The sequence below is a fragment of the Anaerobacillus alkalidiazotrophicus genome, from assembly GCF_001866055.1.
The window spans coordinates 35,898-52,094 of the sequence record NZ_MLQS01000015.1 but is presented as its reverse complement, the minus strand read 5'-3'; the positions used below and the strand labels follow the sequence as shown (position 1 = coordinate 52,094).

Below are 16,197 nucleotides of genomic sequence, written 5' to 3'. Positions count from 1 at the left end.
AATGCTCATTATTTATATTTTAACTTAATTCCTACATTGTTATAATTGCCATCTAACCGATACGGGTTAATGTGAACAAATACTTTTTTTATATCCCTATGGTTAGTCAGTAGCCCCTGTTTTACTTTCTTTGAAATTAAATGCCCCTCTTCTACACTAATATTCGGGTCTACACTCACTTTAATATCGATGACAATATAGTGACCATGGGTTCTGGCCAACAATTCATCAACTCTTTTCACACCATGGATATTCGTAACCGTTCTAATGAAAGGTTTGGTTTTTTCAGCGTCAAGAACTTGTTCCAACATAATGAGACTTGATTCCTTTGCCAGTGAAAATCCTACTTTAATAACCATTAATGATAAGACCAAGCCTGCTAATGGATCTAAATAAATGAATATAGGATAGTTAAACTGTTGACCTAAGATCGCACCAAGAACACCTACAAAAGCTGCAATTGATGATAATGCATCTGAACGATGGTGCCATGCTTCTGCAAGTAACGCTGAACTATTTATTTTTTGGCAAGACGGTATTTATATTGAAATAGCAACTCTTTTACAAGTATAGAAATAATAATAGCACCTAACGCTATCCCTTTTGGAGCAGTAGGCATTTCACCAAAAAATACTTTCAATGAAGAAATCGCTATTTCTACACCAACTACAATTAATAGAATAGCGACTATGATCGTCGCAATATTCTCCGCTTTTCCATGACCGTATGGATGATCTTCATCTGGCGGCTTTTTTGCTGTTCGTAATCCTGCAAGAACGGCAATCGAGCCTACCACATCAGATGCTGAGTGAGCGGCATCTGATAGTAGAGCCCGACTTCCCGACAACCAACCGATAAAGCTGAACTTCAATCAGTGGGGGTTTTCCTTCATCCCCCACTGATTGTTAGTTCAACTTATACCACGGGCATAAGAATAACTAATCATCAGCTTTCGCTGATGAAAGTTATTCTATATCGGACCTTTAGGGGCAGTTTATCCCCCACCTAAACTTCTCGATTTTCTTACGTTTTGAGGTGGGGGTCTTACTTGCCCCTTAAGTGTGGGATAAATCCTTTCATTATTGCTAACAATCCATTTACAACTATTCCGATCCACGTTGCAACCTCTGCTTGTTTAAAACGATTATCCATTATGTACACCACCACAAAATAATAATATTCTCTCTATTTTTTATGCTTTTTTATCCTATCAGACGAATATCGTGTGGGTCTACAACAACGTTTTTGCGCGGTGACAAGTAATATAACACTAGCAAAATAACTTTCTTTAATTATACTTTTTTGGCTTGAGTCAAAATTAATCGTTTCGTGCCTAGTCACTCCCCGAAGAATTTTGTTTCACGGGACTGTTTCACAACAGAAGACAGTACCACTTAACGCAAATATTCAATTTCCGGAAACACAAAAAATACATCCCATTGGAATAGCGGGTTCAATTTCGGAGAGAAAATAACAATCAAACTGATTTGTACTTAAGAGTCATAGCCCCCCACCTCTAAGCATAGCGTAGGTGGGAACTTCGATTCAGGTGGAGTTGATACTCCATCTGAATTTTCGATGTTCTAGCGAAGCTAGAACGAGTTCTCCCGGACACGAAAACCGTTATTTGTGAACAAAGGAGTATTTTAAAAGGGGTAACGGACACTAAACAAAACAAAGCGAAAGTAGTCTATGAACTAAGGTTAAAATACTCGGTGAAATCACTTATAAAGTGGGCGGATATACCACGCAACACCTATGAAATGCTCCCGTTACTGAATAAGGATATCACTTTAACGAATAAATGCCATTTCTCTATTTGCAAGAGCATCTTTTAACCATCGAGGATGCATTTTCAGTAAATCATGAGGTAGGTTTTGTATTTCAAAAAATTTAATTTCAAGTGATTCATCCGAATTACATCTAAGTTCTCCACCTGTAATTTCAGCAAGAAAACAAGTTGTTATAAAATGTACTACTTTACCACTTGGATAAACAAACACTTGTGAATTAGGGTCAGAATAAACACCAATTAACTTTTTAATTTTAATATCTAAATTGGTTTCCTCTTTTACCTCCCTTATGGCTGTTTCAGAAACTGTTTCCCCTATTTCTACATGTCCCGAAGGAATACCCCATAGTCCTACATCTGCTCTTTTCTGTAATAAAATTTGATTCTCCTCATTCAAAATAATTATAGCAACACCAGCTTTTAATTCGTCAATTCTTTCCATACGATTAACCTCCTTTTAAAATAAAAAGGTCCGAAAAGAAAGGTTTCAACGCATAACAAATACGCTGAACCTTCCCCCTCGGACCTTTTATGTCAATAGGTGCCTTTTACATTTTGTAAAAGATGTAGACCTCGGTCACAGCCCTATATAAATAGCGGAACCCTATCTACAATTTTCCAGTTCATAAATGAAGATTATTATTTCTACTCATTCAATATATTACAACAAATCATAAAATAATTAAAGGTGTTCTTGTACTAACCTGCCCTTGAATAAGCAAAAGAGCAATCCCTGCTTCTTAAAGGATTGCATCCGTTACTTTAATAAGGAATTTTTATTCTGTTCCTTGTTTACCAAAACCCTCACCAAATTTGATAGAGTGTAATTGACCATCAGTAGCCCAATTATCTCTTTCATATTCATCAAATAATACAGTTATCCATTCTTTTTTTACATTAAGTGTTTTTACCGCTTCATTGGTTATGGCTTGAACAAATTCTTGTTTTTGTTCAAGCGTTCTACCCTTAGCAATTTTGACTGTTATTATTGGCATTTTACTACACTCCTAAATATTAATTAAAAACGACTTTACTAAATGCTCTCTTTAGTTCAATAGCCGTAGTGTTCACTGGAGAGAGATGTACAAATAAATGATAGCTAATTATAGATTTATTTCTTTTTATTCTTCATCGTTATAATTACTAAACAAACTGAACTAATAAATCCACCAACCATGATAACCATTACTTCCATATAAAACCCACTCCTTTACAACATTAAATGAAAACTTATTATAAAATAATTTTAACCTATCCTTCTTCAACTCTTCTGCTCTTTACTTCAATGGCGGTAGGAATTTCCGCATCGACAACTCCTTGAACATCTTTATACGAATAGGTAAGGGTTTGAAGTTATCGCTCCCTTTTCCCCTCGTTCACACCGTACATGAGACTTTCACCTCATACGGCGTTCCAACTAATCCATTTAATTAACTCATAGATACAATTTAAGAAAAACTGTATCTCAGATTCTTCCGTTTTAATAAGTCGGTGCCACCCTTGGGTGGTGAACCTCTATTAGTCTTACAAGAACCTTATTATCCGATAAAGAACTGTCTTACATGATTTAATAAAACTTATTAGTCTAGTGGCTATCCCTTCACGTGGATTAGACGCTTCATCGGTACTATGCCACCACTTTCACTGATATTAAAACAAGTTATACAATAACTAATCTCATTATTGCTTTCCTTATTAACGCTTCTCTGGGAGGAAGCCCTCCACGTTATCAGCTTACAACGTTGAATTATATCTATTATAGAATAAACTTAGGTGCTTCCTGTAAGCCTGTTAGCCGTTCATATGCCTATAACATATCATGGATTTTCATAATAGCTAATCTTACTCATCCACTGCTAACCTCACAATTTGGTGATATACACATTTCTATGTATTAAGCGTTTAGACCCGTACATTCAGAAGTTCGTCAGCTTAATCCTTCTTCTTAGATTAGTTAGCATTCTCACCATATTCATTCAACTCAAGCACCATGATTTACACCACCCCCGCGGGTAGGCTTTCGTCAGCTTAAACTGTTACGGTAAATTCTCACGCCTTCTTGCCGAGCTTATAACATTATCATTCTTACTAAATTCAATGCTATTCGACTGAGAGAGAGCCCTTCAAGACGTTACTCAATCATTTGACTCTTCGATATAACCCTTCAACTCCCCGAAGGGAATTGTCTACCTTTTACCTGAGTAATGTGACCATTCTCAATTTGGGGTAGAAACATTTCGCACAACTATTGCATCCGTTTGTTGAAGAAGAAAAGAGACGTTTATTTCTACAACCTGCTCCCTGCTCCAGATGTGGATTACTACATTACTAAATCTAAATCCTAATGATTAAATATAAAAATATGTTTATTGAATTTTATAAAAAAAATTATTCATTCAATTTATGTGCAATGAGAAATAAAATTACTATCTATTCAAAGTCAATCATCGAAATGGTTATTAAGGAACATCAACACGCGTTGAGCATATTCTTTATCATTTTCAGGTTGTAAGAAATCCGTGGTAAAAAAATGATAATCACCTTGCCGTGTCCAAGTTTCTACATGACTAGGAGCTTGAGCTATTATTCGTTCAAAATTGGAAAAGTGTATCTGTGAATCCTCAGTTGAATGCATAATTAAAGCAGGTCTGTTACCTAAATTTTTTATTTGCTTTTCAGGATAAATATTTGCTGTTTTTAATCCAAATTTCTTAACGGTATACAGCTTTACAAAAGGTTTTTGAATAATAGTTAACATTTTCGGTGCTCCTGCTGAAACCATATTTTCAATAAAAACGTCTTCCCAAGATGAATAGGCAGATATGCTAATTACCCCTGATAATTCAGGAATTTGACCAATTGAATTAATTGCAACAGCTCCACCCATAGATAGACCAAAAATTATGATTGGAAGTTCACTATATTTTTCCTTTGAACCAATATAGTTTACGACAGCTTGGGTATCCAAAGTTTCTAAATGACCTAAGCTGATTACATCACCTTCGCTCTTCCCATGCGCGCGCATGTCATAAAGTATTGAGGCATATCCATTTTCACTTAACATTTTAGCGTGTCCAAAAAAGGCTGTAACTGATGGATTATGTATACCAGAAATAAAAATAATGACGGCTTTGGGACTCTGCACTTCAACTTCAAACGCTGATATTTGGTAACCATCTTCTGTCATTAGACTTAGTTCCGTCGCCTCTATACCATAGTCGCTAGACTTATAGACTGTATCAAACTGAACAGATTGGTTAATCATCCCACCCATAATAAGTGGTGGAATTGCTGCTAAAACAACAATGCTAATGAGAGTTATTATTGCTGTAATACTAAGTATGATTCTCCCCATCTTACTTCGTTTCGATTGTCCTTTTATCCTCAATCCCATGTCTAGTCCTCCAAATATTTATAAAATCGCTTGCTACCAAAACAATACCTGCTAAGTCCAGTTTTTTTACATCTTTTTTAATTCCTCCAACAGTGCACTTCCAAACCCTTTTCCTTTGTTTTGACCAACAATCCATAAGCAATGCACAACCAAATAGTTTTTAGCGTTTTTTGCCCTCCAAGTGTATTCTCCAGGGATATACTCTATAAATCCTTTTGGCTTCCATTGTCTTGAATTATCTTAAGTTTTAAACCATCATTAAATCTGTGTTTTAGCCATTTTATTTTCTTTTTATATCCTTCAGACTTTGGTTTGCTCCTTAGACAAAAAAATCCATACGTTTCAACATTTGATGAGTTAACATCAATAATCTCAATCATAATAACGCCCCCAGAAATATCTTAGCTAGTTAATTCGACGATTTCCAAGATTTTCCTCTCCTCTATTTAAATAAACTGCTCCAATATTTGAAGTAGTGATAGTCCTGTTCCGCTATTGCTCCCGATACTCAATAAGGGAAAGGCGATAAGTTTTATTTAGTTATTGCCTGTTCTATCAACGATTTAGATAAATTACTTTAAATTTAATATCTATTTTAGAACTTATAAAAAATATTACTACTTTCCTTTATAACTTATTATTTATGAAAAGTTACTAAAAATCTGGTATCGTGGATTCTACAATATCCTTTCTTCGATAAACATTTAAAATGAGTCCTAAAATAGCAGCGTAAAAGAGAAGCATACTTCCTCCATAACTAATAAACGGTAGGGAAACTTCCATTATCGGCACGATTCCAAAACCCATCAAGATGTTCCATGTAGTAGGAACGGCAAATAATATAGCACCACCAATTACTATTAATCTCCCATAAAGGTCCTTTGTTTTAAAAGCATGTTTTGAGATTCTTGAAATAAATATCAATAGGATCAAACAAAGGACAATTCCGAATGCCCAACCAAGAGAATAGACGAGGAAGGGGAAAGCAAAATCTGTATGGGCTTCTGGTAGCAATTGAAAATTCAAATTGTTGTAAAGTCCGTTACCGAACCATCCTGCTTCTGAAAGGACATTCCTAACCACAATATAAATATATCCTGCTCCATTTGGTTCGGCATCTGGATTTAAAAAAGCATATAATCTAGTAAACAAATAACTTTGGCGTGAGGTCATGATGGTAATCATTAAAATGATACCAGCCACTATATTTGTTACGGCTAGATTTATAGCTAATTTCTTATGGGCTCGAGCGAAAGCAAACATCCCAAGTAAACAGAAAAAGTAAATGATACTAAACATAAAGTATGGCACCATCATATAGAGCAAGATAGGAGTCCAAAATAAAACAAAAAGTAAACCTTGTTTTTTCCAACTATGAAACTCATTAATTTTGTTAAAAATACCAGCCCAAGCAAGAAAAAATAAAAATAAGCTGATCGCGGTTCCATCGACCATAAGTCCTGAAAATGAAATCCACTTTTTTACTCCATTGGAGATATAGCCAAATAGATGGAGATATAAATGGATCAATAAGCCGCTAGCATAGAAATACATCCACCCGTTCTTTAATTTCCGGTAATCAAAGAAAAGAAAGCCAATGATTACGAGAACAGCAAGGGAGAACCAAATTGCTTGTCGTCCCATAAAATAGGAACTAGGTGCTGAAATTTGCGGAACTCCACCTATTAACGGTAAAAAACCAACACCTGCAAGAATAACAAATAAAACAATAAGAATCCAATCCATTTTTGGCTTATGAAGCCGGTTTAAATTCTCTCCAAGGGTAAATGGATTCCCCATTTCTTGTATTGCCTTTTCCTCTGCATGTTCTTTAGAAGATTCCCTCTTTTGGAAAGATTGACTTAACTCTTGTAGATGATTGGTAAGCTCTTTTTTTATCATATTATGGGCTTCCTTAGATTTTACTTTAGAAGTAACTTTACTTAAAAATTCTTCAAATTTGGGAGAACTCATAAGGACGCCTCCTCTATTAAGTGGTTCAGGGATAAATGTTGATTTAAGTTATCTTGTTTATAAGCAGCTAAGTATTTTTCCCCTTTGGAATTTAAGGAATAATATTTCTTTTCATTTAACCACTTTGAAGTAAGAATTTCTTTATTTTCTAGTAGATGTAGAAGTGTATAAAGTCCCCCTTCATTGTTTTGAAAAACTAGTTCATTTTTTTGAAAAAGTTGAGTGGAAATATTGTAGCCGTCCTTTGGTTCATGTTGAATAGTTTCTAATATAGCTATAATGGTTTCTACCTTCCAAGAATGAAATTGTGGTTGAGATTGATTCCAACGAATGACTTCTTTCACTGCATTTTTTCTCTCATTTGAAAAAGAAAAATCCTTAAAAATTGATTTTTTCATCGCACTCTTCAGATTAGTAAATGAATTATTCATCTCCTAAACCTCCTCTATCATCTTGTCTTTTAATAATTCTTTCGCACGCTTTAATCTAGTTTTTATTGTATTTATATTAACTGTAGTAATCTTGCTTATTTCTGCTATAGACAGTTCTTCATAATAATGCAGAAATACTACTTCTCTGTACTTTAGAGGTAAATTCATTACAGCATTAGTTAAGCTGTTTTCTTCACTTTTCGTGATAATCTCCTCTTCAACCTGTTTTGATTTAGAAGGTATATAATCCAAAATTTTATCGCTAAGCGTTATTTTGCGATAATGCCAGCTTCTTAAGTAGTCCTTACAATGATTACTAGCAATACGGTATACCCAAGTTTTTATTGTTGCTTGCTGATTAAACTGATTTAATTTTTCATAACACTTTATAAATATCTCTTGAGTTAGATCTTCTGCTGTTGCTCGGTTTTTTACATATGTATATACGAGATGTAGGATACCATCGCTATATTCATGCATTAATTGATCAATTATCTGTTCTCTCTCATCTAGCATAATTTCATCTGTCACCGCCAATTGCTTTAATTCATTCATCTAGTACCACCTCCTCATATTTTAGACGAAGCTAACCTTCATCTGGTTTGAAAAAAATAAGAGATTATTTATAACCATTTGTAATCCAGACCACAAATGGAAAAAGGAACAACCTCTTATTAGATTGTTCCAGAATTTTGAAGGTAGGTTGGATAGCTTACAAGACTTATTCCACTAAAGCTTTCCGTTACTCTAAGTACACCTCTTCACAAAGTCAGCACAAATAAATGATGCTGTTTTAATGCACAGTATCGTTGTACTACGTAGCAAATTGATCTGTTGTTTTTTCGTAATTACTTATTCAACATAAGCTTTCGTTAGCTAAAGAAGAAGAAGAAGAATCCTATACCTACAAATCAAATTTGTTTAAAATTGATTTATTATTAAATTTCTTTAAAAGAGTAATAATTATTTTAAAAATAAAATAGCCTAATATAGCTCCAGACGTGTTTAATATAATGTCATCAACATTAAAAGTTCTAATTGATCCGATGGTTAACCCTTTAATTAATTGAATACTTTCTATCGAAGCGCTTGTAAAAAATGCTATAAAAATTGTTAATTTAAGGTTTCGCAAACGTTCAAATAATAATGGTAAATACAGCCCTAGAGGCAGTAGTAATATGAAATTTTCTATATATGCCCTTCCAATATAGCCACTGTTAAGGGAATCTCACAAAAAATGGAAAGGAACTAATTGAACTGAAACTGGAAAAGGCATAATCATCATTGGAATTGGAAATAGCTTCATTTATTACATTAATCATGTAATAAATGAAGCTATAAAATACAAATCTTTTTAGTAATGATCGTTCTTTACTCCTGTTACGAATAAGGTCATAAACTACAAATAGAACAAGTAGTAAAGTTGCATACAGGTGAAAAAATTGTTGGTCAATCATATGATATTCTCCTTAAAATTATCAATAATCGGAAATACATAATTTAATTGCTCTTAGAACACCGTAACATTCGTATAGTAACAGCACTATCGCTTCAATTGTGAAATATCTGGGGTACCAATACGACATCTCATCGCTATTCCTTTCTATACAACGTTAATTCAAAATTTTAACCTATTAATTCTTTTGCACTACGCTTAAAAATAAAGTAAATAATAACAACTCCCGTGATGCATAAAATGCCGCTTAATAATCCGAAATAGAAGAAAATCTGCCCACCTGTTGTCGGAGAATTACGAACTGAATAGCTAAGTATAAACAAGGTGCCCGCTAAAATAGATAATAAATAAACAAATCGTCTTTTATGACTTTTAAATAACTGGTAACCGATAAGAAGTAATAAATACAATCCACTTATCATCATAATAAGTGGAAAAGTCGGTTGAAACTTCGCTGCGTATACAAAGTGGTCAAGTTGTGATATTTGATTTGTATTTTGTATTTCTACATGAAATAATTGAGAAAATGGTGTTGAATAATTCCATTCCCATGAGTTATCTAAAATAGCACTACCTTCATACCAACTTGCCAAAGCGGCAAACAATAGAATAGTAGTGGCTAAAACCAATTGTACTAAAAACCACAACAAACATTTCACATTCTTTCGGGACCCCTATTTCAAAGTTAAACTTTAATCATCAATTTATTAATTTGAACACTTTTTCTCACTTATATTTCTCTAGTTTCCAAAAATATTTCTTCCAGAAAACTGCTGCTCACTTACAGCAGAAATCATCATAACTGTAACACTAATGCTCTCTTTAGTTTAAGTGTACACCATCACAAATCACTTAGAATTTGATTGTTCAATTTTATGCCATCTTAAATCTTCGTTAAGGTCTATATGATTTTTATTTTCAGGATAACCATAGTAATAAAGTTCTTCACCATCTTCATTGAGTGCTAAGGCATTTAGATGGTCAATTTGTTTGTTATACGGAAACAAAAAAGAAATACGTTCCCCTTGATTGATTTTTTGTTTTTCTCGTTCTAGTTCTCTTCCCGCTTCGATATAAGCCACTTCATTAACATTTGACTCGATTACCAATAATGTAAACTCCTCATTACCAGTCCGATAACTCATACCTCCCATCGTCTTTATATCATCATCACTGTAAGGTACATATGTTGAAGCCCTACTTCTGTATAAAAACCCTAATTTTTCAGACAACGCTATTCGGTATGTTTCCTCTTTATCGTCTTTAAATAAAAAAAGACTAGAAGAACCAGTATCCCACTCTTCTATTAATACAGAACTATTTGATACAAAAGTATTACTTTTAGCAGCACTCAAGGCTGTAAATCTATACCCAAAAAATCCTACCAATATTAGCATTATAATTAAAAACATTGAACCAATAGTAATAGCAATTTTCCTTTTTGGCATAAGCCTCTCCTTTATCTGAATAAGTGATACTTACTTACCCTAACACAAATTACCAATTAATTGGTCAAAAGAATAAATTTTGTTTTGAAACCCTTCTTCCACAATCCTGCTTCGTTCAGTTTAAGTGAATGTCTTCACAATCTCTTGAATCTTCATAACACAATAATATCAAAAAAGTATTAACTGTCGTTCGTAGTTTTCATAAAAATGGAAATAATTTTTTCAAACAAGTTAATGGATAAATCCTTATTTGAGTTTATACTTTCGAGAGAACTCGTTCTATCTTCGCTGAACATCGAAAATTCAGATGGAGTCTCAACTCCACCTGAATGGAAGTTCCCACCTACGCTAAGCTTAGAGGTGGGGTCTATGCCCCTTAAGAACAAATCATTTGATAAATTCGCAACTTCAGAAAAAGTATGAGGTGCAATTTGACGGCATTGATCGTAATTGATGCACGCTGAAGTAACATAAAAGTTTCCTGGTACACTGGTAGTCAGTCGTTTCACTTGATTCATTTTGCAAGCCTCCGTCCGAAATATTTATATTCAATTATTCATATTTTCATGTACCATCGCATAAGCCCTAATCAGCTAAACCAAAAGGTTCGTTATTTACTTAATTTAGCACCAAATATAGCAGATTTTCATGAAATAACGTACCTCATGTCCGATAACTCGAATTATTTGATCAAATCGGTAAAATAAGGTTCCACTGTGTCCGTTAGCAAAGCATTAGTGCAATAAGAAAAGAAAACAGGATAAAAACGCACATCTCTGTGCGTTTTGTATGGAATTTGAATGTGAAATTCTCCGTTATTTAGCTTGTGAATTAACTTTTTCTCTCCCAAAACTGAACGGTCTACCATTGGAATGTGTTTTTTATTTCAACCTAGCAACGTCCTTCTCGTTTTTTAAATGACATTCCAAAAGTAAAATATCCACGATAAAACTGCGCCAAACATGGCGAAGAAAGTATAATGAACTCTCCCAGCAAGCTTCCAGTATCCCTTAATCCAAGAAACGACTGAAAAAGCTAATACTGGTAATGTCACTAAAACGATCCCATATGACACGATTAAATCTAACCACACACTCAAGGCAGAAGGTGAAGTATATGCCGCTGCCGGTAAACCGTATACAGGATCTGGTTTACTCCCCGCAAGAAATGAGACTAAAAAAGTAAGGGTAAGAACACCAAGTAATACTGCTACTCTCTTTGCCCATCTCGCACCTTTTCGTACTTCTAACTCATTTTTCCCACGTATTTTACCAACAACGGCCTTAATCCCCCAATATAGTAAACTACCAATGATGAACAACAATGAAGAAATCAGCATTAAAAAGGTGAACCCGCTCGTTTCATACCATGCGGCTTTTGAATAACTCATCGGCCCATCCGTCATAAGCATCGTTCTCCCCATCGAATCAGTTCCAAAGACAATCGTTCTGAAGTCGCCGCCATAATCATTGCTTCGTTCTTCTCTCAAATTATAATAAACTCCTGGCTCTACTTCGACGAATCTATTCTTCTCCCCTAAATGATTTACTAACAAATACCCTTCATTATCTACATCAACGCGAATTACCCCGATCATTAAACTTAAAAACGCATCAACTGTAGTGAACGAACGCCTATTTTGGTAATACTCTCAAACATATTCCGAAGACCTTTGATCCATGTTTGCCGTAGGAACAGGCGCGACTATTTCTTCAGCTTCTGAAGGAAAATAACGATTCATAAATTCTTGAAATATTTCTAAGTTTACAAGATAATTCCCACCACTATGGGAAATGAAGAAACCTACTTCCTCATCAGGGATCAAATAAAAACTTGTGTCATAAAGCATCATTCCTCCTGGATGATGGAATATATCTCTGCCATTAAAGGTCGCTTTAATAAATCCATAAGCCATACCATCTAAACGTGGATGCTGAGAAAATTGCTCAGTAAACATTTTTTGAACAGTGTCTTCTTTTAAAATACTAACTCCTTCATATTGCCCCTTTTGAAGATATGCCAACATAAACTTAGCCATATCTATTGCACTACTACTCATGCTTCCTGCTGGCTCTGGAACAAACTCAAACTTGGCTTCTACAAATTCCCCATTCACAGAGCGGTAAGACTTGGACATATGGTCAGCCAATTCACTAGGTAGTGGCTGACGAAACGTACTAAATTCCATGCCGAGTGGTTGATAAATATTTTCCTCAACATATTGAGCAAACGGCACCCCTGAAACAACCTCGACGATATAGCCTGCTAGGGCAGTTCCGTAATTCGAGTAGGCTGTAACTTCACCAGGTACGAAAACCCTTGTAGGCCTTTTTTCACGTACATATTGAGCAAGAGGAATTAAGCTATCCTCATAAAGAGAAAAAACGTTCGTCATATAATCCTCAAATCCTGGTGAATGACTCATAAGATGCTTAATTGTAATCGGCTCAGCAATAGATTTTCCACGTTTATATTCAATCGTATCAGGAAGTTCAAAATCTAAGTATTCGTTAATATCAGTATCTAAATCTAGCTTTCCTGCTTCGACAAGTTGCATAACGGCTGTCCAAGTGAACAGCTTGGATGTGGATCCAATTCTAAAAAGAGTCTTTTCTGGATCAACAAGATTGTTATTTTCATAATCTGCGTACCCATAGCCTTTTGCAAAAATGATCTCTCCACCCGATACAACCGAAACGGTTACGTTTGGTATGTTAAACTCATCCCTTCGCTCACCAATAACGATGTCCAAAAACTCCTCTACATCAGCGGCATCTAGTTTTATCGTGGAAGCTAAAGCGAAATTCATACTAGGATGTAATAAAAAACTCACAATTAAAAAAGTGCACAACACTCTTCTTAATCTCCCCATTTTCTCTCTCCCTCACTTATTCACCTTTAAGTTTTTATTAAAGCTACAGATCATTTTTCGAAATTGTCGCCCCCCCTTTCCCAAAGTCTCTAAATTGTCTGTAACTAAGAAAACAGCAGGCAGGCCCGAGTCGCTACCAACGGTGTTGTCGACTCGCCGTCTGATGTACTAGGACAAATTACTTAATCCGTTGATTTAAAGACATTATATCACGTAATTTCTAGTGTAATATGTAATAAATGGAAATAATTTATTCTAAAATGACGGGAGGTGATCTGGACGTTTTTGTATTTCTATTCAAATACTACGTTAAAGAATCTAGCCTATTTGTGTATACATGATAAATTATTTTACAAATTCAAAAATGAGCCCAATTTGAGCTCATTTTATCAATTCTTTATTTTAAAGGATCGCTACAGGCTCCACATGACTTGAGCAGTAGTTGCAGACATAAGTAAGGATGTAGTAGTGCTTACCTTTACATTTAATTATTTTTCTTCCACAAGCCAATTACGGTTGTTGAATAGTATCGTTGTACGCAGGAAAGATCATGTAATAAAAAACAACTATATGTTCAACTGAAGGGAGTATCCATTAGTTAAACAAGGACTATTCTATCCATTATGATTGATTATATTTTTAATGAAAATTCTTCTAATACTTATTTACCTCTTTTACAATAATTCGTTCAACTAATTGTTGATAAAAATAAATAACGATTGCTATTAAAACTGACAATATGCAAAAATGTTTAGGTCGCATTTTCTTAAATTCGAATACTCCTACTTTAGTGAAAAATTTTACGGTAGGGAATGAAAGTAGATAATCTATTACAATATTTAATGATAAGTACTTTAAAAAGTTACCGTATGTTAATTTAAACACCCAAATAGTTGTTATGAAATATAATCCTAAAAGGTAAGAGAAATCTAAACGATAATTTGGAAAAAGAGCATTCTTTACTTTCCACCACTTACGTCTATCAGCTATTTCACTTAAAAAGCTAAAAATATAACCAATAAAAGTTGCAACTGGAAGAAAGCGAACAAAAGTATTTTTTCCTATCAATGGAGTAGTTAACCAAGGTAAAACTAAGATACAAAATGATAAAACTTTTCTTTTACTAATCATAAGAACCCCTTACAAGTATAATTTTTAATTAGTTTTTTAATTATTATTCTTTAAACAACCTTTTTTATTCTTCAAAATGCTTGTTACTTCTATAACAGTAAGATCTGCCCTATAGACTGCTCCTATACTAAAGCTCTCTATACTTAACACTCACTAGTTTAACGATATCTTTTTCTTTACTAATGCCTTTTCTTGAACAATTTGAAATCCATAAAAAAAATCACGAATTGTCGTTCTTTGTTTTGGAAATGACTTTTTCAAACAAGTAAATTTGGAAATCCTTATTTGAGTTTATGCTTTCGAATTAATAAACATAGTTTATTCCTAATAGTTTGTTGCGCAGTATTAAGTCAACAGAAGAACAGGCTGAGACAAAATATCGAATGTTTATGGGGAAATTAAATGATTTTTCAGGCGATATTGCCACAATGGTAAAAATTAGAGGCTACGGAGATGTAGCTTTAAAGACTATTAAAGCCTTAATATCCGCACCCTTCATAAAAAGCAATAAACTTATAAATAAGTCTTAATTTAATAGGTCATTGAAAGATTCTTTTTTCTCTATAACTGAAGCTCGGATACTATTTTTAAACTTTCGCCATCCTATTGTTAAGTAAGGACGATTCGTTATTTAATTTCGTCCTTTTTAAAATCTTTTTGCTAAACAGTGTAAGTCAAATAAGAAAGACGACCACCATTAGCTGACCGCCTTAGATAAATTTTTAATTACATGTGTCATCGAACTACGACATAAATCATGCCATATTAAATTTATTAATAAAAATTGTTTATTAAGTAAAAACTAAAAAGCAATAAATGATTTGGTAAAGGGTGTTTTTATGAATAAAAATCAAATTGTTGAGGATTTTTTTTATAAGCAAGACCAATTAATGAATGAAAAACTCCAAATCTGGTTGGATCATTCCCTTTTTTCTTGGCAGTGGTGGTTTGGATTATTATTACTATTTATTTCAATTATTTTTTGGGTAAAATTCAGAAAAAAGGATAGTACAAATAGATTGTTATTCTCGGGTTTTTTTGTTGTGATTTTTTCCTCATTTCTTGACTTAATTGGTGTTTCTCTTGGCTTATTCCATTACCACTATGAAATTTTTCCTATTGCTTCTAACTATTTCCCATGGAGCATAGCTTTAATGCCAATATCGATTATGACCATTTTACAAATTAAGCCAAATGTTAATCCGTATTTAAAATCGGCTATTTACTCTGCTGTAGTATCTTATATAGTGTTGCCTTTTCTTAATTTAATTGGAATTTACCATCTAATTAAGTGGAACTATTTTTACTCTTTTCTTATTTTAAATGTCGTTTACTTGATTGCTTATTTCCTTGTACGAAGAAATAATTTTGAAAAAATCATATAAAGCTGAACTTCAATCAGTGGGGGGGTTCCTTCATCCCCCACTGATTGTTAGTTCAACTTATACCACAGGCATAAGAATAACTAATCATCAGCTTCACTGATGAAAGTTATTCTATATCGGACCTTTAGGAGCAGTTTATCCCCCACCTAAACTTCTCGATTTTCTTACGTTTTGAGGTGGGGCCTTACTTGCCCCTTAAGAGTGGAATAACATAACAAAGATACCGATTTTTGTTATAAAGGTATCCTACTTTTTTAGTCAAAAGGGTCACTGCTGTTGTCCCAGTAACGCTTTCCATCAGTTAAATTTTTCAA

15 protein-coding genes and 1 pseudogene are annotated in these 16,197 nt (G+C 33.9%); 1 reads left to right on the top strand and 15 read right to left on the bottom strand.

Annotation, left to right across the window (positions count from 1 at the left end; translation table 11 throughout):
* Positions 1-8 precede the first annotated feature (8 nt).
* The 15 genes and pseudogenes from BKP45_RS10245 to BKP45_RS10180 all read right to left on the bottom strand — a co-directional run bounded on the left by BKP45_RS10245 (position 9) and on the right by BKP45_RS10180 (position 14,498).
* Positions 9-847: pseudogene (locus BKP45_RS10245) on the bottom strand (cation diffusion facilitator family transporter).
* 946 nt (positions 848-1,793) lie between these two features.
* Positions 1,794-2,234 (bottom strand): NUDIX domain-containing protein, encoded by a 441-nt coding sequence (locus BKP45_RS10240; RefSeq protein WP_071389595.1) that lies wholly within the window; start codon positions 2,232-2,234, stop codon positions 1,794-1,796.
* Positions 2,235-2,568: 334 nt separating this feature from the next.
* A complete protein-coding gene (locus BKP45_RS10235; protein ID WP_071389594.1) occupies positions 2,569-2,787 on the bottom strand; it encodes a tautomerase family protein in 219 nt (72 codons plus the stop codon).
* A gap of 1,445 nt (positions 2,788-4,232) precedes the next feature.
* Complete coding sequence (locus BKP45_RS10230; protein ID WP_084787813.1) at positions 4,233-5,186, bottom strand: alpha/beta hydrolase; 954 nt, start codon at positions 5,184-5,186, stop codon at positions 4,233-4,235.
* A 203-nt stretch (positions 5,187-5,389) separates the two neighbouring features.
* Positions 5,390-5,566: a hypothetical protein gene (locus BKP45_RS22505; protein WP_169824094.1), complete on the bottom strand. Its 177-nt coding sequence runs from the start codon at positions 5,564-5,566 to the stop codon at positions 5,390-5,392.
* Between the two features lie 274 nt (positions 5,567-5,840).
* Complete coding sequence (locus BKP45_RS10220) at positions 5,841-7,160, bottom strand: FtsW/RodA/SpoVE family cell cycle protein (RefSeq protein WP_071389592.1); 1,320 nt, start codon at positions 7,158-7,160, stop codon at positions 5,841-5,843.
* Entirely contained in the window at positions 7,157-7,591 is a 435-nt protein-coding gene (locus tag BKP45_RS10215; RefSeq protein WP_071389591.1) for a PadR family transcriptional regulator, read from the bottom strand. Before BKP45_RS10215 ends, BKP45_RS10220 begins: the two co-directional genes overlap by 4 nt.
* A gap of 3 nt (positions 7,592-7,594) precedes the next feature.
* Positions 7,595-8,146 (bottom strand): sigma-70 family RNA polymerase sigma factor, encoded by a 552-nt coding sequence (locus BKP45_RS10210; protein ID WP_071389590.1) that lies wholly within the window; start codon positions 8,144-8,146, stop codon positions 7,595-7,597.
* 349 nt (positions 8,147-8,495) lie between these two features.
* The gene (locus BKP45_RS23550) at positions 8,496-8,771 is read right to left on the bottom strand and encodes a VanZ family protein (protein WP_407639594.1); all 276 of its coding nucleotides are present in this window, start codon (positions 8,769-8,771) and stop codon (positions 8,496-8,498) included.
* 446 nt (positions 8,772-9,217) lie between these two features.
* Positions 9,218-9,706 (bottom strand): YjdJ family protein, encoded by a 489-nt coding sequence (locus BKP45_RS10200; RefSeq protein WP_245747422.1) that lies wholly within the window; start codon positions 9,704-9,706, stop codon positions 9,218-9,220.
* Positions 9,707-9,895: 189 nt separating this feature from the next.
* Entirely contained in the window at positions 9,896-10,495 is a 600-nt protein-coding gene (locus tag BKP45_RS10195; protein ID WP_245747421.1) for a hypothetical protein, read from the bottom strand.
* 179 nt (positions 10,496-10,674) lie between these two features.
* Entirely contained in the window at positions 10,675-11,013 is a 339-nt protein-coding gene (locus BKP45_RS10190) for a hypothetical protein (RefSeq protein ID WP_071389588.1), read from the bottom strand.
* A gap of 395 nt (positions 11,014-11,408) precedes the next feature.
* Positions 11,409-12,092: a hypothetical protein gene (locus tag BKP45_RS21560; protein WP_084787809.1), complete on the bottom strand. Its 684-nt coding sequence runs from the start codon at positions 12,090-12,092 to the stop codon at positions 11,409-11,411.
* 54 nt (positions 12,093-12,146) lie between these two features.
* The gene (locus tag BKP45_RS21555) at positions 12,147-13,367 is read right to left on the bottom strand and encodes a serine hydrolase domain-containing protein (protein WP_084787807.1); all 1,221 of its coding nucleotides are present in this window, start codon (positions 13,365-13,367) and stop codon (positions 12,147-12,149) included.
* 654 nt (positions 13,368-14,021) lie between these two features.
* The gene (locus tag BKP45_RS10180) at positions 14,022-14,498 is read right to left on the bottom strand and encodes a hypothetical protein (RefSeq protein ID WP_071389587.1); all 477 of its coding nucleotides are present in this window, start codon (positions 14,496-14,498) and stop codon (positions 14,022-14,024) included.
* A gap of 839 nt (positions 14,499-15,337) precedes the next feature.
* Here BKP45_RS10180 and BKP45_RS10175 point away from each other — a divergent pair.
* Positions 15,338-15,883, top strand: coding sequence for a CBO0543 family protein (locus tag BKP45_RS10175; RefSeq protein ID WP_071389586.1), 546 nt, complete (start codon positions 15,338-15,340; stop codon positions 15,881-15,883).
* Positions 15,884-16,197 lie beyond the last annotated feature (314 nt).